The sequence below is a fragment of the Klebsiella sp. 64 genome (assembly GCF_018223915.1).
Taxonomy (GTDB): domain Bacteria; phylum Pseudomonadota; class Gammaproteobacteria; order Enterobacterales; family Enterobacteriaceae; genus Klebsiella; species Klebsiella pneumoniae.
Genome location: NZ_JAGRQZ010000043.1, coordinates 1 through 15,044, shown reverse-complemented (window position 1 = coordinate 15,044; position 15,044 = coordinate 1). Strand labels below are relative to the sequence as shown.

Below are 15,044 nucleotides of genomic sequence, written 5' to 3'. Positions count from 1 at the left end.
AATTATTGTTCATAACGAAAGCGGAATTTTTCTTGTTCACTTGCCGCTTTCGCCAGGATCCACTGCCGGAAAGCGGCTATTTTACCCAGTTCTGCCTGACTGTCATGGCAAACAAGGTAAAACGCATTCTTACTGACCAGAACATCATTAAACGGACACACCAGACGACCGGCTTCAATTTCGGACTGCGCCATGACGTTGTTGGCCAGCGCCACGCCCTGCCCGTGAATGGCCGCCTGCAGCACCATCGCGCTATGGCTGAAAATCGGCCCCTGCTGCACATTAATATGGCTTAGACCAAGCTGACGGGTATAAGTTTGCCAGTCGCGGCGGGACGCATCGTGAAGCAGGGTATGTTGCGCCAGATCGGCAGGCGTTTTCAATGCTTTGTCGCCGGTGAGCAAGAGCGGGGAACAGACCGGCAGCAGATACTCGGCGTACAATTTTTCCACACGCAGGCCCGGCCAGTTGCCGCGACCATAAAAAATCGCCACATCGACATCGTCCGCCAGCTTATCCTCCTGACGGTCCACCGCCTGGATCCTGACGTCGATTCCCGGATAAGCTGAGTTAAAGCTTGTGAGTCTTGGCACCAGCCACTGAATGGCGAAACTTGGCAATAAACTGACCGTTAATGCCCCTTTGGCGCTGCGCGCCTGCAGTTTACGCGTCGCTTCCGTCAGTTGCGAAAAAATCTCTTTAATATCCTGAAAATAGCTCTGCCCTTCTTCCGTTAACAGCAGCGAACGATTGCGCCGACGGAACAGCTTAAGGCCCAGAAAATCCTCGAGAGACTTGATTTGATGGCTGACTGCGGCCTGCGTCACAAAAAGCTCATCGGCTGCCCGAGTGAAGCTGAGATGACGTGCGGCTGCATCAAAAACACGTAATGCATTCAGAGGTGGTAATCGCTTCGACATGGTTATTCTGGCTTAGATGTTAACTCAATTTAACAAATAGGAAACAATGATTAACCTATTAGTTTTTTTTATCTGAGCCATTATAAATTGTCCGTTGAGGTTCTACCAGCAAATACCTATAGTGGCGGCACTTCCTGAGCCGGAACGAGAAGCTTTTTTTGGAATGCGTGTTCCATCAAGCTTTTGGCTTACGGTTGTGATGTTGTGTTGTTGTGTTTGCAATTGGTCTGTTTTTGCAGACCCTGGTAGCAAAGCTACCCCTTTTCACTTCCTGTACATTTACCCTGTCTGTCCATAGTGATTTAATGTAGCACCGCAACGCGCGGTGCTTTTTTTTGCCTTTTTACTGCCTTACTCGTCCAGTTCACCCAGTTGTTTCACGTCAGAGCGATTGATCTGCTGTTTGTTGCCCCACGCGTCTTTATACGAGATCATGCCAGTGTCATTATCGGTTTGCGGTTTCCCGTCGGTAACGATGGTCCGCCCATCGTTGGTATGCATCACATAGTTAGAGGAACAGGCGCTCAGGCCTAAAGTCAGCATACAGGCAGAGATAATCGCAGCGGCCTTAGTCATTTTCATTCTTCTCTCCTTACGGCTATTTATACTATTCGTAACTCGTTAAGTAATAGGTTAAAACACAAACCCAACACTTTTCAGCATAACCCTCTTTGACCGACGTGGAGTCACATTCGGACAATTCCACAGGACGCAGAGACCTTGTCACGCCCGGCAAATTGCGCGACGATCGCGGTATTGATACGAGGAATTCCATGAACGCATTCAACCCGGCGCACTTTCGCGCGCAGTTTCCGGCTCTGGCCGATGCCGGCGTCTATCTCGACAGCGCGGCGACAGCGCTCAAACCGCTGGCGGTGATCGACGCCAGCGACCAGTTTTATCGCCTGAGCGCCGGCAATGTCCATCGCAGCCAGTTCGCCGCCGCCCAGCGGCTGACCGAGCGCTACGAGGCGGCCCGCGATCGCGTGGCGGCGTGGCTTAACGCCCCTTCCGGCAAAGATATCGTCTGGACGCGGGGGACCACCGAGGCCATCAATATGGTGGCGCAAAGCTACGTCCGGCCGCGCCTGCAGCCTGGCGATGAAATTATCGTTAGCGAAGCCGAGCATCATGCCAACCTCGTGCCCTGGCTGATGGTGGCCGGGCAGACCGGCGCCAGAGTGGTCAAACTGCCGCTTGGCGCCGACCGTCTGCCGGATATCGCCAGCCTCAGCGCGCTGATTACCCCGCGCAGCCGGGTGCTGGCCATCGGCCAGATGTCCAACGTCACCGGCGGCTGCCCGGACCTGGCCCAGGCTATCCGCCTTGCCCACGCCGCCGGGATGGTGGTGATGGTTGATGGCGCCCAGGGGGCGGTGCATTTCCCCGCTGACGTGCAGGCGCTGGATATCGATTTTTACGCCTTTTCCGGCCATAAGCTGTATGGCCCGACCGGGATCGGCGCCCTGTACGGCAAAAGCGAGCTGCTGGCAGCGATGTCGCCCTGGCTCGGCGGCGGGAAAATGATCGCCGAGGTCAGCTTTGACGGCTTTACGCCGCAGCCGGCCCCCTATGGCCTCGAGGCCGGTACGCCGAATGTCGCCGGGGTTATCGGCCTCAGCGCCGCGCTGGAGTGGCTGGCGCAGAGCGATATCGGCCAGGCGGAAAACTGGAGCCGCAGTCTGGCGAGCCTGGCGGAAGAGGAACTGGCGAAACGGCCGGGCTTCCGCTCTTTCCGCTGCCAGCAGTCAAGCCTGCTGGCCTTTGAATTTGAGGGTATTCATCACAGCGATCTGGTGACGCTGCTGGCGGAGTCCGGCATTGCCCTGCGCGCCGGACAACACTGCGCCCAGCCGCTGCTGGCTGCCTTAGGGGTCAGCGGCACCCTGCGGGCCTCTTTCGCCCCCTACAATACCCAAGACGATGTTGCGGCGCTGGTCCACGCGGTGGATCGCGCCCTGGAAATTCTGGTGGATTAATGACAACTCTGCACCCCTTCGGCACAACCATTACCGACGCTACGCTGCGCCAGATCTTCGCCCCGCTGAACCAGTGGGAGGATAAATACCGTCAGCTGATTTTATTGGGCAAAAAGCTGCCGACGCTGACCGACGAGCGCAAAGCGCAGGCCCATGAGATTGCCGGCTGTGAGAACCGCGTCTGGCTGGGCTATGAGGAGGACGCCGAGGGCAGGCTGCACTTCTTTGGCGACAGCGAAGGAAGGATTGTGCGCGGTCTGCTGGCGGTACTTTTAACCGCCGTGGAAGGAAAAACCCGCGCCGGGATCCTGGCGCAGGATCCGCTGGCGCTGTTCGACGAGCTGGGGCTGCGCGGCCAGCTCAGCGCCTCGCGCAGCCAGGGCCTCAGCGCCCTGAGCGAGGCGGTGCTCGCCGCCGCCCGCGAAAGGTAATCTCACGATTTCGCTTTCCCGCCGCCGCGCCCGATGGGGAAACTACTTTCCGGAAGCCGCAGCGTCACGCTGCGCTTTCGCCAGCATCTTCTTCAGGGCATGCGACACCGCGACGAACCCGAAGGTCGCGGTCACCATCGTCGCCGCGCCAAAGCCGGAAGCGCAGTCCATCCGCTTCGGCCCTTCCGCCGTGCTCTTCATTGCGCAGACGCTGCCGTCCGCCTGCGGGTAGACCAGCGCTTCCGTAGAGAAGACGCAGTCTACACCGAGCTTACCTTTGCTGTTTTTCACCACCCCAAACTGGCTTTTCAGCCGCTCGCGCAGTTTGGCCGCCAGCGGATCCTGGATGGTCTTCGCCAGGTCCGCGACCTGGATCTGCGTTGGGTCAATCTGACCGCCCGCCCCGCCGGTAGTCACCAGCGGCACCTTGTAGCGGCGACACCAGGCGATAAGCGCCGCTTTCGGCCGGACGCTATCGATCGCGTCGATAACATAGCTAAAGCCGACGCCAAGATATTCCGCCACGTTTTCCGGGGTCACGAAATCATCCACCACCGTCACCCGACACTCCGGGTTGATGAGACGAATACGCTCCGCCATCACCTCCGCTTTCGCCAGCCCGACGTTGCCGCTGAGGGCATGGATCTGACGATTGGTGTTGGTGACGCAGACATCGTCCATATCGATAAGGGTGATCGCCCCGATGCCGGTCCGCGCCAGCGCTTCCGCCGCCCAGGAGCCGACCCCGCCGATCCCGACCACGCAGACGTGGGCGTCGGCAAAACATTGCAGCGCTTTTTCACCATATAAACGTGCCGTACCGCCAAAACGCTGGCGCCAGGCATCGCTGATTACAACAGACATAGAACCTCAGAACAAAATGACAGCGCCCGGAGGCCGCCGCAAGCGGCGTCATCCGGGCGCCCTGGTCAACAGGCATGGCCAGGGGAGTTAGCCGCTAAAAACATTCCCCGCGCCCGGGGCGTTTTTCAGCACCCATACGCGGCCGTAGTGGTTATACCAGCCGGCACGGTGGCCCGCGTCAGGCCCAATGCCCTGATAGATGTCGAAATGCTGGCCTTTGATGGCCCCGCCGACGTCGAGGGCGACCATCAGGCGCAGTTCGTACTGGCCGTTAAACTTGCCGTTATTATCCAGCAGAGGCACCTCGGCCAGCAAGGTGGTTCCTGGCGGAATAATCGACCGGTCGGAGGCCACCGAGGCGCGGCCGATCAGCGGCACAGCGCTGGCCCCTTTCACCGGCGCGAAAGACTGCGGTTTAAAGAACACGAACGACGGGTTCTGCTCCAGCAGCTCGCGCACTTCCGCTTCGCTGTGCTTTTCACCCCACTCGCGGATCGCCTGCATCGACATATCTTCTTTCTTCACTTCCCCGCGGTCGATCAGCACTTTGCCGATGCTGCGATAGGGCCAGCCGTTTTTCCCGGCATAGCTAAAGAAGTTGAGCGGCGAACCATCGCCAAAGTCGATATAGCCGCTGCCCTGCACGTCCATGATGAAGTTATCCATCAACGAGTTGCTGTACGCCAGCACATAGTTATCGCTCAGCGCGCCGGCATAGATGCTGGCGCGGGAAGGCAGCTTACCGCGCTTTGGCGGCATACGGTAAATGGGGTACTGGAATTCGCCCTGACGGGTGTGGCGCGCCTGCACCACCGGCGTGTAGTAGCCGGTAAACTGGACGTTGCCATAGTTGTCGACGCCCTGCATCTGCCAGGCGTCGATGCCAAACTGGCGCAGCGTACGGGTGTCGCCGCCGGCGCGCAGCCACTCCTGCAGCGCGTTATAGACGTTGCTCTGGCTATTATAGAGGCGTGGCGAGGCGTTACGAATTTGATTAACCTGCTCGGAGAAGTCGCCGGCGTTGATCGGCGCCCCGACGGCATCCGGCTGGTTTACCAGTGAAAACGGCTGGGTGAACTTGCCATCGCTATATTGCTGACCGCGGTCGGTCGGTTTTGAGGAACAGGCGGCGAGCATGGCCAGCATTGCCCCCGTCGCTACATATTTTGCCCAACGTCCTTTCATGGTGTCTCATCTTTTGCTGCGAAGCCTTAGTGCGTGTTGAAGATAACAAAGCGCCGGAGCTATTGAAATGCGCGATCTCATCGATGGCACAGATTTGTGTAAAAAAACACCACAACATGGCGTTTTATAAGCCAATTCTTACAAAAATGTCGATTTGGTCGAAAAAAGGTTGCATCATCTCGCTAGCGGAGTATAGTGCGCTTCCACGGACGCGGGGTGGAGCAGCCTGGTAGCTCGTCGGGCTCATAACCCGAAGGTCGTCGGTTCAAATCCGGCCCCCGCAACCAATTAAAATTTGATGAAGTAAAGCAGTACGGTGACGCGGGGTGGAGCAGCCTGGTAGCTCGTCGGGCTCATAACCCGAAGGTCGTCGGTTCAAATCCGGCCCCCGCAACCAATCAAATTTGACAAAGTGAAGCAGTACGGTGACGCGGGGTGGAGCAGCCTGGTAGCTCGTCGGGCTCATAACCCGAAGGTCGTCGGTTCAAATCCGGCCCCCGCAACCAACATTACAAACACCCTCAAGGGTGTTTTTTTGTTTCTGCCGCCGGCAAAACCTCTGCCGAAAACGGGAACGGCCATTGCCGCCCCCATCTCCTGCTTACCCCTTCGGTAACACAATATTGCTTGCCGCCAGCATGCCCATGCGATGGTACATCGCGCAGGCCGCCTCGACGATCGGCATCGCCAGCGCCGCGCCGCTGCCTTCTCCCAGACGCATGCCCATATTGAGATACGGTTCGAGACCCAGGTGCGCCAGCGCGATACGCGCCCCCTTCTCCGCCGAATAGTGGGACGGGATCAGATACGGTTTCACCTCCGGCGCTATCTGACACGCCGCCAGCGCCGCCGCGTAGGAGAGAAAGCCATCCAGCACCACCGGCAGCCCACAGGACGCCGCCCCCAGCATGACACCGGTCATCCCCAGCAGATCGAAACCACCGACTTTGCTCAGTACGTCGAGGCCATCATTCGGGTCGGGCTGATTGACGGCGATAGCCCGCCGCACCACCTCCACCTTGTTGCCAACCTTCGCCAGCGGCAGATTGGCGCCAATCCCGACCACCTCCTGCGCATCGCTGCCGGTCAAAACGCTGACGATCGCTGCCGCCGGCGTGGTATTGGCCATCCCCAGTTCGCCGACGCCAAACAGGGTAACGCCCTCCTGGGCCAGCGCGCGGGTGTAGCGCATCACCTCCAGCAACAGCTCCTGCCCCTGCTCACGGCTCATCGCCGGGCCGCGGGTAATATTGCCGCAGCCCCGCGCCACCCGCATATTCACCACGCCGGGCAGCGGTTCGCTATCGATACCGACATCAATTACATGCACTTTCGCCCCGGCCTGGGCGGCGAGCACGCAGACGCCGGTGGTGCCGCGGGTCATATTTGCCGCCTGGATGGCGGTGACCGCCTTCGGCGAAATCGCCACCCCTTCGTCCCACACTCCATGGTCGGCGCACATCACCAGCAGGGCCTTTTTCGCCACCTGCGGCTGGCCGCCCAGGCCGGGCATTCCCGCCAGCTGCACCGCCAGCGCCTCCAGACGCCCGAGGCTGCCGGGGGGCTTGAGTAAGCCGTCGATGTGTTGCTGTGCCCGCGCCATGGCGTCGGTGTCCGGCGCGGGGATCGCCCGCAGAACCGTGTTTAAATTTTGCATACAGAATCCCTGCCAGGGCTGGCCCAGTCAGCCAGCGATTGAGTTATTTGATTTTGACGCCGATGCCGGAGACCACCAGCCAGACCGCATCCGCCGCGGCCGCCAGGCGCTGATTGACCCGCCCGGCAATATCGCGAAAATGCCGCGCCAGGCGGTTCTCCGGCACAATGCCCATCCCCACCTCGTTGGTCACCAGCACGACGTGCGCCGGACAGCGCTGACAGGCGGCAATCAGCACGCCAATTTCGTCATCAATAGCCCGTTCCATGGCGGCGTAATCCCAGCCGTCGGGGTCGCTGTCGCCGCCGAGCGCGAACAGCAGGTTGGTGACCATGGTGGTGATGCATTCCAGCAAAATCGCCTCCTCTGGGGCGATAGCCGGGGTGATCAGTTCATCAAGCTGCTGCCAGCGCTCGGCGGTGCGCCAGTGGGCGGGCCTGCCGTCGCGATGATGCTGGATCCTTGCGGCCATCTCGTCGTCAAAGATTTGCGAGGTGGCGATATATAACACCTGCGGCGCATCGGCAATCAGCGCCTCGGCATGGCGACTTTTGCCGCTGCGCGCGCCGCCGGTAACCAGAGTCAGCATAGGGGCTCCTGATGTTGGCGCATGATGGCGTAAATTTTATCGATGGCGATATGTTCGCGCATGGCCTCGGCCAGCCGATCAAACTGCCGGGTTTTATAGCGGGCATACTCCAGGGCGCTGTCCAGCGGCGCCAGCCCTTTGCGCTGGCGCAGGCCGTTGAGCAGCGCCCGGGTAAAGGCATCGCTGTCGAACAGGCCATGGAGATAGGTGCCGAACGCCAGGCCGTCGTCGCTTATCGCCCCGTCGTCCACTGCCTGCCCCGCTTTATGCAGCTGCAGCAGCGGCGGGCAGCCTGCCTCGCGGCGCGTCTCGCCCATATGAATTTCATAGCCACTGACGCGCAGCCTCGCCGCGTCGGCTAACCAATCCGGGAGCGCAGACCCCAGGGTCGCCTGCACCTGGGTGGTGGTTTTGTGCTGGGCGAAGTGGGTCACGGTCTTCAGCACCCCCAGCCCGGGCTGGGCGCCAAGGCCAGACTCCACCTCATCGATAATGGTTTCGCCCAGCATCTGATAGCCGCCGCAGATCCCCAGCAGCGGCACCTTGCGCTGCCGGGCCTGCTCGACCGCGTGCGCCATGCCGCTCTCGCGCAGCCAGCACAGATCGCCGAGGGTATTTTTACTGCCCGGGAGAATGACCAGGTCGGCGTCGGCCAGCGCCTGCGGATCGCGGACATAGCGCACCCGGACGTCTGGCTGCGCCGCCAGGGCGTTAAAGTCGGTAAAATTGGCGATATGCGGCAGGTGAACCACGGCGATGTCGATATCGCGCCGGTCGGTGCGATGGTATTTCCCGGCCTGCAGCGCGACGCCGTCCTCATCCTCGAGATCCACGTCAAGCCATGGCATAACGCCCAGCACCGGCACCCCGGTCAACGCCTCGATTTGCTCTATCCCGGAGCGCAGGAGCGCCACATCGCCGCGGAATTTATTGATGATCACCCCTTTCACCCGCGCCCGCTCCTGAGGCTGCAGCAGCGCCAGCGTGCCGTAAATCGCGGCAAACACCCCGCCGCGGTCGATATCGGCCACCAGGATCACCGGGCATTGCGCCATCTCGGCCATGCCCATATTGACGATATCGCGGTCGCGCAGGTTAATCTCCGCCGGACTGCCGGCCCCTTCCAGCACCAGCGCCTCATACTCCCCGGCCAGGCTCTGGTAGACCGCGAGGATCTGCTCGCGCAGGCGCGGCTTGTACTGGTGATAGCTCACCGCGTCCATGCTGGTCGCCACCTGCCCCATCAGGACCACCTGCGCCTGACGGTCGCTGGTGGGCTTGAGCAAAATCGGGTTCATGCGGACATCCGGGGCGATCCCTGCCGCTTCGGCCTGGAAAATCTGCGCCCGGCCCATCTCTTTGCCATCCGGCGTAATGCCGGAGTTCAGCGCCATATTCTGTGATTTAAACGGCGCGGTACGCAGCCCATCCTGATGAAAAATGCGGCACAGTCCCGCCACCAGCACGCTTTTCCCAACGTCGGAAGCCGTGCCCTGCAACATCACTGCCAGCGTCATGACGCCTCCTTTATCGCGCCTATCGCGTTGTTGTGCATCCGCTGAAAAAACTCCGCCTCGGTTTTACACAGCGGCAGCCCCAGTTCGCTATGAAGTTTCACCAGCCACGGCTGGGTCAATCCTGCCCGGTCCATCGTCTCCGCGCAGGCAAATACCTCGCCGGGATCCCCCGCGGCCAGCACTTCGCCGTGACGCAGCACGTAAACGGCGTCGCTCACCTCATAGATCAGATCGATATCGTGGCTGGAGATCACCACGCGCCGCCCCTGCCCGACAATGCGGCGGATGATGGCGATCATCTGCGCCCGCCCGCGTGGATCGAGGCCCGCGGTGGGCTCGTCAAGCAGCAGGTAGCGCGCCTGCAGCACCAGCGCCCCGGCGATTGCCACCCGTTTTTTCTGCCCATGGCTGAGGCACTGGATCGGCTGCTGGCGAAACCCCTGGGCATCGACGAGGGTCAACGCCTCATCCACCCGGCGGGCGATCTCCTCTTCCGCCACCCCGAGGTTACGCAGACTAAAAGCGATATCGCTGTCGATATCGGTATAGAAGATTTGCTGATCCGGATCCTGAAACACCGTCGCCACCTGCTGGCGCAGCGCCAGCAGACCGCGCTTGCTGTAATTCAGCGCCTCTCCCTGCCACAGCACCGCCCCCTGCTGCGGGCGCAGCAGGCCGCTCAGGTTCATAAACAGCGTCGACTTTCCGCAGCCGTTGGCCCCCACCAGGCCGGTCACCGCATGGCGGGAAAAATCCAGCGTCAGCCCTTTAAGTACCGGCTCATCCTGATAGCGAAACCAGAGATCGGTTGTGGCAAGCATACTTATCCTTAGAGGTGAAAATCACCCTGGTACAATTTGATATCCAGCGCCGTGCTCATCTGTTGATAGCGCAGGAGGACGCGGGTGAACAGCAGTCCCACCAGCATCGCCAGCGAGCGATAGCCCTGCGGCACGCTACCATAGCCAAAACGCAAAGTTTGCGCGCGGTGAATCGCCATCGCCTCGTCTAACAGAATAAAAATGAAGCGCCAGGTCAGCAGGATCTGCTCCGTCAACAGCCGCGGTACGCGACCGCGCTTGAGTAAAATAATCAACTGCGGGAAAGGCAGATTAAGCACCAGCCAGAGCGTCGCCGCCATCGCCGCCAGGCTGCGCCAGAAGGTCTCCCCGGCCACGGCCAGCCCCTGGGCGGAAATCCCTATCGAGAAAGCGCCCAGCCGAAAGCTCGCTAACAGCATCTGCGGATCGCGGCTGACGCTGAACACAATGGTCAGCACGCCGACCAGCAAAAAGCCAAAGGGTAGCGCCATCCAGCGGCACCAGCGCCAGAATGAGACCCGCAGCAGCCAGCAGGTCAGCGCGGCGGTCAGCGCCAGCGTCAGCGCCTGGCCCCACGCCGGCAGCGTAAAGGCCAGCGCCATCAGCAGCAGCCAGAGCAGAAACTTACGCTCTGGCTCCACCTGCAGCCAGCGGCTCTGGTAGCTGAGTCGGTCAAACCCGGTCATCACGGCGCTGTCTGCCCCTCGCATATCCGAGAATGTAAAAAATCACCGCCGCGCCCAGCGAGCCCTGCAGGGTAAACAGCAGGCTCTCAATCTCGCCGCTCGCCGGTTCATATAGCGGCTGGAACCAGGGTTGATAATCCGGCGCCACCACCTGGATCTGGCTCTCCGCTTCGCCGTCCGAGCCGCCAAACTCGCCGCCGTGGTTAATAAAAAATGGCAGGATCATCAGGGCGGCCACCATCGCCAACAGGATCAGGGTCTTTTTCATATTAATGTGCCTCCGCGGCGATCAGTCGCCGTTTGGTTAGCTGATCGTAGATCATCACGGTGAGCAAGCCTTCCGCGATGGCGATCGGGATCTGCGTCAGGCAGAAGATGCCCATAAACTTGGCGATCGATCCGCCTGCCCCGGTTGCCGGATCGGGAAAGGCCACCCCGAGCTGGACGGAGGTGACAAAGTAGGTCATCAGATCCGCCAGCATGGCGCAGAGAAAGACCCCGACATCGCGACGGATCCCCGCCCGACAGGCCAGCTTCCACACCAGATAGCCGACCATCGGGCCGATTACCGCCATCGACATCCCGTTGGCGCCAAGGGTGGTCAGGCCGCCATGCGCCAGCAGCAGCGCCTGGAACAGCAGAACGATCGCCCCCAGCACCGCCACCACGCCCGGCCCGAAGAGGATCACCGCCAGACCGACGCCGGTCGGATGCGAGCAGCTGCCGGTCACCGACGGGATCTTCAGCGCCGAAAGAACAAAAATAAACGCCCCGCAGAGGGCCAGCAGCACCTTCTGATTGCTCTCTTCCTGGACGATACGCCGCAGGCGCACCAGGCCGTACCACAGGCAGGGTAAAAACAGCAACCACCACGCCAGCGCCCACATCGGCGGCAAAAAGCCCTCCATGATATGCATGGCGAACGCCTCCTGCGGGACGATGATCAGCAGAACAGCGGCCGCCAGCCCCCCATACGAAAGCTGCTTCAGCGATTTCACCTGATTCATTCCGCCTCCTCCCACTGTTTGTTAACCAGGATGGTCGAGAAATAGGGCAGCGGCTGGTCATCGCTGACCTCGCGCAGACGGCGCCAGCACTGCTCGCCCGGCAGGGTGGCCTCTGACATCATCAGCGCCGCATCCAGCAGCCCCGCCTGCGCCAGCAGCGCCTTAATGCGGGCGAAGCGGCCGTAGACTTTCATCAGCACCAGACTGTCATGCTGGCGCAGCGCCGCAGCAATGTCCGCTTCCGGCGCGGTGCAGGAGATGACCGCCAGCGACTGCTGCTCCATGGCCAGCGGGGTTTTCGCCCGCGCGGCAATGGCGGCGAAGGAGGTAACGCCAGGGACAATCTCCAGCCACTCCGGGCAGCCAATCCGCTGCAGCAGAAAGACCCAGGTGCTGAACAACATGGCGTCGCCGAGGGTGATAAACCCGACCTGCCTGCCCGCCGCCACCTCCTGGGCCAGCGCCGCGGCAACGTCGTTCCACACCGCCTCTTTTTCCGCGCTGTCGGCGCTCATCGGAAAATGGCAGCAGCGGACCTCCGTGTGTGCGCCCAGGTACTCGCGTACGATGGAGAGCGCCAGGCTGTCGCCGCCTTTGCGGCCGGCTGGCGCATACAGCACATCCAGCTGGCCGAGGATCCGCGCCGCACGCACGGTGATCAGATCGGCCGCCCCCGGCCCGCTGCTCAGGGCGTATAGTTTGCCGCTCATGCTGCTTTCTCCATCGTGTCGTTCAGCGCCTGCTGCAGATGGGCGACAAACATCGCCCGCACCGCCGGATTCTCCCCTAACCCGTTAAGCCACGGCGTGGCGGGGATACCGGCGGCATTGAAGCGGGTTTTCCACGAATCGTCTTCGTCGGAGGCCATATCATTAATGGCATGATCGCCGGCCACCAGCATCAGCGGCATCAGATGCACGCCGGTCACGCCCTGGCGGGAGAGTTCGTTAATGACGATGTCCACTTCGGGATAGCTTTCCACCGCCCCCACCCGCGCCGGAAAACCCTGCACCGCCATCATATGATCCAGACAGGCGTAGGCCGCGAAGGCGTGGTGGCTGGCGCCGTGCCCCATAAACACCACTCGCTCCGTCGCCGCCAGCGGCGGCATCTGCTGGCGCAGGGCCTGCATCAGCTGCACATAATCGCCATGACCGCTCAACAGCGGCGCGCCCAGCGTCAGACGCTGAAAGCGCGGGCGCATACTCTGCACTTCGCGAACGATCTTCTCGTACTCGTCGCCGTTGATAATGTGCAGGGACTGGATAGCCACATCCTGGTATCCCTGCTCGGCCAGCTTTTGCAGAGCCTGCAGCGGAGTATCGATATGAATACCATCGCGCTGCTGCAGTTTGCGAATAATCATCCCCGAGGTGAAGGCGCGGAACAGCGTGCGGTCCGGGCAGCTGGCGGCCAGATCGCGCTCGCAGGCGGCGATGTTCTTCTCGCGGGTGTCGTGATAGCTGGTGCCAAAGCTCACCACCAGAAGTGCTTTTTTCATATCCTCTTCCTCAAGTCGCCGACAGCCAGCGCGTCAGCCGCGCAGTGAAATCGGCCTGGCTTTGCAGTAGTTCATCGCCCGTCACCAGCGGCGCCGGACGGGTAATGACGATGCAGGGGATCCCCGCATCAAGACAGGGTTGTACTTTTTCCTGATAGCCTCCTTCCGCCCCCGAGGCTTTCGTCACCACAACATCGGCCCGGCACTGGCGATAAAAGGCGGCGTTAAATTCGGCGCTGAACGGCCCGCAGAGGGCGAAGATCTCCCCGACGCCAAACCCCAGATCGCTACAGTGCTGAACCACCTCCGGCACCGGCAGCACCCGGGCGAGCAGCGTTTTCTCCGCCAGTCCCGCCCGCCAGGCCGCCAGATCTTTGCTGCCGGTGGTCAGCAGGATCCGCTCGCCGAGGCGACGAGCCACCGCGCAGGCCTCGTTCAGATCGCCGACCACGTGAAGTAGCGGATGGCGCAGATCGCTCAGCTGCTCCGGCCTTTGATAGCGGCTGAGCAGAACCCCGACGCTGGCGCAGGCGCGCACAATATTCTGGCTGACCACCTCGGCGTAGGGGTGAGAGGCATCGATCACCCAGCGGGTGCGCTGCGCTCTGAGCCACTCCGCCATCTGCTGCCACTCCATACGCCCGCAGCGTATCTGCCCGCGGATATCGCCGGCCAGCCGCTCGCCGGTAGGGGTCGCCACCGACAGGGTGTAGCGCACGTCGGCGGCGTCCAGCTGCTGGCAGATCGCCCGCGCATCGCTGGTGCCCCCGATAACCAGCACGTCGCCGTGATTCACAGCGCGTAGCCTCGCGGGGTGATCATCAGGCCGTTGTCGATGTAAGTCGCTTTGTTGCCAACGATCACCAGACTGGTCATATCCACTGGGGCAAAATCCATCTCCCCGAGGGTGGTCAGCCATTTCTCCTGCTTTTTGCGTCCGGCGGATTTGACTACGCCGACCGGCGTATCTGCGCTTTTACTGGCCGCCAGCAGCGCAAAGGCGCGCGCCAGATGTCCTTCGCGGCCGCGGCTGCGGGGGTTGTAGAAACAGATAACGAAGTCCGCTTCCCCGGCGGCGACTATGCGTTTTTCAATCACCGGCCAGGGCGTCAGCAGATCGCTAAGGCTGATATGGCAGAAATCATGCATCAGCGGCGCGCCGAGCAGCGAGGCGGCGGCGATACTGGCCGTCATCCCTGGGATCAGACGGACCTCAATGTCCAGCTGCTGCTTATTAACCAGCTCCAGCACCAGCCCCGCCATGCCGTAGATGCCGGCGTCGCCGCTGCTGATCAGCGCAACGTTGTGCCCGGCCTGCGCCAGCTCGATGGCCGCCTGGCAGCGCTCAATCTCTTTGCACATGCCGGTTTTGATCACCTGCTTGTCGCCGGTAAAGGCTTTTACCAGGTGGGTGTAGGTCTTGTAGCCCACCACGATCTCTGCCGCCTGCAGGGCCTCCACGGCTTCCATGGTCATCATCGCCTGCGAGCCAGGGCCAATTCCGATTACGCTTAACATCAGTGTGTTACTCCCAAAGTAATGGTCACGCCCTGCTCACGCAGGGTTTCGCCGGACAGGTTTCCCTGACTCAGCAGCCAGGCCACCGGGCCGGAGACGCTGCCGACGCCGACCGTCTCCCGGACAAAAGACGAGGCCGGAAAGCGGTGCTCGTGCTCGCGCAGCGCCTCGGCGCTAAAGGTTTCGAACGGCACCCGGCAGCGGTGAGCCAGCTGGCGCAACCCCGGCTCGTTTGCCTTCAGGCTCACGCTGCCGATCGCTTTCAGCGCCAGCGGGTCAAGACGCTGAGCGGCAAGCTGGCGATCCAGCAACTTACTGAGCAGCGCGCAGGGGGTGTCGCGCCGACAGCCGATCCCCGCCACCACCCGC

18 protein-coding genes and 3 tRNA genes are annotated in these 15,044 nt (G+C 61.5%); 5 read left to right on the top strand and 16 right to left on the bottom strand.

Features of this window, described 5'->3' with window-relative positions:
- Positions 1–2: 2 nt before the first annotated feature.
- Together gcvA and KHQ23_RS24485 are read right to left on the bottom strand one after the other, a co-directional pair.
- On the bottom strand, positions 3–920 hold the full coding sequence (gene gcvA, locus KHQ23_RS24490) for a glycine cleavage system transcriptional regulator GcvA (protein WP_002915545.1): 918 nt from the start codon (positions 918–920) through the stop codon (positions 3–5).
- A 351-nt stretch (positions 921–1,271) separates the two neighbouring features.
- Positions 1,272–1,496, bottom strand: a complete 225-nt coding sequence (locus KHQ23_RS24485; RefSeq protein ID WP_002915549.1) for a YgdI/YgdR family lipoprotein — start codon at positions 1,494–1,496, stop codon at positions 1,272–1,274.
- A 197-nt stretch (positions 1,497–1,693) separates the two neighbouring features.
- Here KHQ23_RS24485 and csdA point away from each other — a divergent pair, with 197 nt between their 5' ends.
- Entirely contained in the window at positions 1,694–2,899 is a 1,206-nt protein-coding gene (gene csdA, locus KHQ23_RS24480) for a cysteine desulfurase CsdA (RefSeq protein ID WP_004174604.1), read from the top strand.
- Positions 2,899–3,330, top strand: coding sequence for a cysteine desulfurase sulfur acceptor subunit CsdE (gene csdE, locus KHQ23_RS24475; protein ID WP_004142894.1), 432 nt, complete (start codon positions 2,899–2,901; stop codon positions 3,328–3,330). The genes csdA and csdE overlap by 1 nt, the downstream gene beginning before the upstream one ends.
- Before the next feature lie 42 nt (positions 3,331–3,372).
- On the opposite strand, the gene tcdA is transcribed toward csdE, so the two are convergent.
- Both tcdA and mltA read right to left on the bottom strand, forming a co-directional pair.
- The gene (gene tcdA / locus KHQ23_RS24470; RefSeq protein ID WP_002915577.1) at positions 3,373–4,194 is read right to left on the bottom strand and encodes a tRNA cyclic N6-threonylcarbamoyladenosine(37) synthase TcdA; all 822 of its coding nucleotides are present in this window, start codon (positions 4,192–4,194) and stop codon (positions 3,373–3,375) included.
- 87 nt (positions 4,195–4,281) lie between these two features.
- Positions 4,282–5,379, bottom strand: a complete 1,098-nt coding sequence (gene mltA, locus KHQ23_RS24465) for a murein transglycosylase A (RefSeq protein ID WP_002915579.1) — start codon at positions 5,377–5,379, stop codon at positions 4,282–4,284.
- A gap of 210 nt (positions 5,380–5,589) precedes the next feature.
- Here mltA and KHQ23_RS24460 point away from each other — a divergent pair.
- From KHQ23_RS24460 to KHQ23_RS24450, 3 genes are all read left to right on the top strand, one after another.
- A tRNA-Met gene (locus KHQ23_RS24460) sits at positions 5,590–5,666 on the top strand.
- Between the two features lie 33 nt (positions 5,667–5,699).
- A tRNA-Met gene (locus tag KHQ23_RS24455) sits at positions 5,700–5,776 on the top strand.
- A gap of 32 nt (positions 5,777–5,808) precedes the next feature.
- A tRNA-Met gene (locus KHQ23_RS24450) sits at positions 5,809–5,885 on the top strand.
- A 95-nt stretch (positions 5,886–5,980) separates the two neighbouring features.
- Here KHQ23_RS24450 and cobT read toward each other — a convergent pair.
- The 12 genes from cobT to KHQ23_RS24390 form a co-directional block, all read right to left on the bottom strand.
- Complete coding sequence (gene cobT, locus KHQ23_RS24445; RefSeq protein ID WP_023285510.1) at positions 5,981–7,036, bottom strand: nicotinate-nucleotide--dimethylbenzimidazole phosphoribosyltransferase; 1,056 nt, start codon at positions 7,034–7,036, stop codon at positions 5,981–5,983.
- 43 nt (positions 7,037–7,079) lie between these two features.
- The gene (cobU, locus tag KHQ23_RS24440; protein ID WP_004174597.1) at positions 7,080–7,625 is read right to left on the bottom strand and encodes a bifunctional adenosylcobinamide kinase/adenosylcobinamide-phosphate guanylyltransferase; all 546 of its coding nucleotides are present in this window, start codon (positions 7,623–7,625) and stop codon (positions 7,080–7,082) included.
- The gene (locus KHQ23_RS24435) at positions 7,619–9,142 is read right to left on the bottom strand and encodes a cobyric acid synthase (RefSeq protein ID WP_023285511.1); all 1,524 of its coding nucleotides are present in this window, start codon (positions 9,140–9,142) and stop codon (positions 7,619–7,621) included. The genes cobU and KHQ23_RS24435 overlap by 7 nt, the downstream gene beginning before the upstream one ends.
- Positions 9,139–9,963, bottom strand: a complete 825-nt coding sequence (locus KHQ23_RS24430) for an energy-coupling factor ABC transporter ATP-binding protein (protein ID WP_002915614.1) — start codon at positions 9,961–9,963, stop codon at positions 9,139–9,141. The genes KHQ23_RS24435 and KHQ23_RS24430 overlap by 4 nt, the downstream gene beginning before the upstream one ends.
- A gap of 8 nt (positions 9,964–9,971) precedes the next feature.
- The gene (locus KHQ23_RS24425) at positions 9,972–10,649 is read right to left on the bottom strand and encodes an energy-coupling factor ABC transporter transmembrane protein (protein ID WP_021312840.1); all 678 of its coding nucleotides are present in this window, start codon (positions 10,647–10,649) and stop codon (positions 9,972–9,974) included.
- On the bottom strand, positions 10,636–10,917 hold the full coding sequence (locus tag KHQ23_RS24420) for an energy-coupling factor ABC transporter substrate-binding protein (RefSeq protein ID WP_002915619.1): 282 nt from the start codon (positions 10,915–10,917) through the stop codon (positions 10,636–10,638). Before KHQ23_RS24420 ends, KHQ23_RS24425 begins: the two co-directional genes overlap by 14 nt.
- 1 nt (position 10,918) lies before the next feature.
- Positions 10,919–11,656: a cobalt ECF transporter S component CbiM gene (gene cbiM, locus KHQ23_RS24415; protein WP_002915621.1), complete on the bottom strand. Its 738-nt coding sequence runs from the start codon at positions 11,654–11,656 to the stop codon at positions 10,919–10,921.
- Positions 11,653–12,366, bottom strand: coding sequence for a cobalt-factor II C(20)-methyltransferase (locus KHQ23_RS24410; RefSeq protein ID WP_029602199.1), 714 nt, complete (start codon positions 12,364–12,366; stop codon positions 11,653–11,655). The genes cbiM and KHQ23_RS24410 overlap by 4 nt, the downstream gene beginning before the upstream one ends.
- Complete coding sequence (locus KHQ23_RS24405; RefSeq protein WP_004174588.1) at positions 12,363–13,157, bottom strand: sirohydrochlorin cobaltochelatase; 795 nt, start codon at positions 13,155–13,157, stop codon at positions 12,363–12,365. Before KHQ23_RS24405 ends, KHQ23_RS24410 begins: the two co-directional genes overlap by 4 nt.
- 10 nt (positions 13,158–13,167) lie before the next feature.
- Entirely contained in the window at positions 13,168–13,953 is a 786-nt protein-coding gene (locus KHQ23_RS24400) for a cobalt-precorrin-6A reductase (protein ID WP_002915627.1), read from the bottom strand.
- Entirely contained in the window at positions 13,950–14,675 is a 726-nt protein-coding gene (locus KHQ23_RS24395) for a precorrin-3B C(17)-methyltransferase (RefSeq protein WP_004143930.1), read from the bottom strand. Before KHQ23_RS24395 ends, KHQ23_RS24400 begins: the two co-directional genes overlap by 4 nt.
- Positions 14,675–15,044 (bottom strand): cobalamin biosynthesis protein (locus KHQ23_RS24390; protein ID WP_211777062.1); only part of this gene is annotated, 370 nt, incomplete at its 5' end. The genes KHQ23_RS24395 and KHQ23_RS24390, both read right to left, overlap by 1 nt.

Excerpts from the sequence above, each read along its gene's own strand:
- gcvA (WP_002915545.1), bottom strand. The coding sequence starts at position 920 with ATGTCGAAGCGATTACCACCTCTGAATGCATTACGTGTTTTTGATGCA.
- KHQ23_RS24485 (WP_002915549.1), bottom strand. The coding sequence starts at position 1,496 with ATGACTAAGGCCGCTGCGATTATCTCTGCCTGTATGCTGACTTTAGGC.
- csdA (WP_004174604.1), top strand. The coding sequence starts at position 1,694 with ATGAACGCATTCAACCCGGCGCACTTTCGCGCGCAGTTTCCGGCTCTG.
- csdE (WP_004142894.1), top strand. The coding sequence starts at position 2,899 with ATGACAACTCTGCACCCCTTCGGCACAACCATTACCGACGCTACGCTG.
- tcdA (WP_002915577.1), bottom strand. The coding sequence starts at position 4,194 with ATGTCTGTTGTAATCAGCGATGCCTGGCGCCAGCGTTTTGGCGGTACG.
- mltA (WP_002915579.1), bottom strand. The coding sequence starts at position 5,379 with ATGAAAGGACGTTGGGCAAAATATGTAGCGACGGGGGCAATGCTGGCC.
- cobT (WP_023285510.1), bottom strand. The coding sequence starts at position 7,036 with ATGCAAAATTTAAACACGGTTCTGCGGGCGATCCCCGCGCCGGACACC.
- cobU (WP_004174597.1), bottom strand. The coding sequence starts at position 7,625 with ATGCTGACTCTGGTTACCGGCGGCGCGCGCAGCGGCAAAAGTCGCCAT.
- KHQ23_RS24435 (WP_023285511.1), bottom strand. The coding sequence starts at position 9,142 with ATGACGCTGGCAGTGATGTTGCAGGGCACGGCTTCCGACGTTGGGAAA.
- KHQ23_RS24430 (WP_002915614.1), bottom strand. The coding sequence starts at position 9,963 with ATGCTTGCCACAACCGATCTCTGGTTTCGCTATCAGGATGAGCCGGTA.
- KHQ23_RS24425 (WP_021312840.1), bottom strand. The coding sequence starts at position 10,649 with ATGACCGGGTTTGACCGACTCAGCTACCAGAGCCGCTGGCTGCAGGTG.
- KHQ23_RS24420 (WP_002915619.1), bottom strand. The coding sequence starts at position 10,917 with ATGAAAAAGACCCTGATCCTGTTGGCGATGGTGGCCGCCCTGATGATC.
- cbiM (WP_002915621.1), bottom strand. The coding sequence starts at position 11,656 with ATGAATCAGGTGAAATCGCTGAAGCAGCTTTCGTATGGGGGGCTGGCG.
- KHQ23_RS24410 (WP_029602199.1), bottom strand. The coding sequence starts at position 12,366 with ATGAGCGGCAAACTATACGCCCTGAGCAGCGGGCCGGGGGCGGCCGAT.
- KHQ23_RS24405 (WP_004174588.1), bottom strand. The coding sequence starts at position 13,157 with ATGAAAAAAGCACTTCTGGTGGTGAGCTTTGGCACCAGCTATCACGAC.
- KHQ23_RS24395 (WP_004143930.1), bottom strand. The coding sequence starts at position 14,675 with ATGTTAAGCGTAATCGGAATTGGCCCTGGCTCGCAGGCGATGATGACC.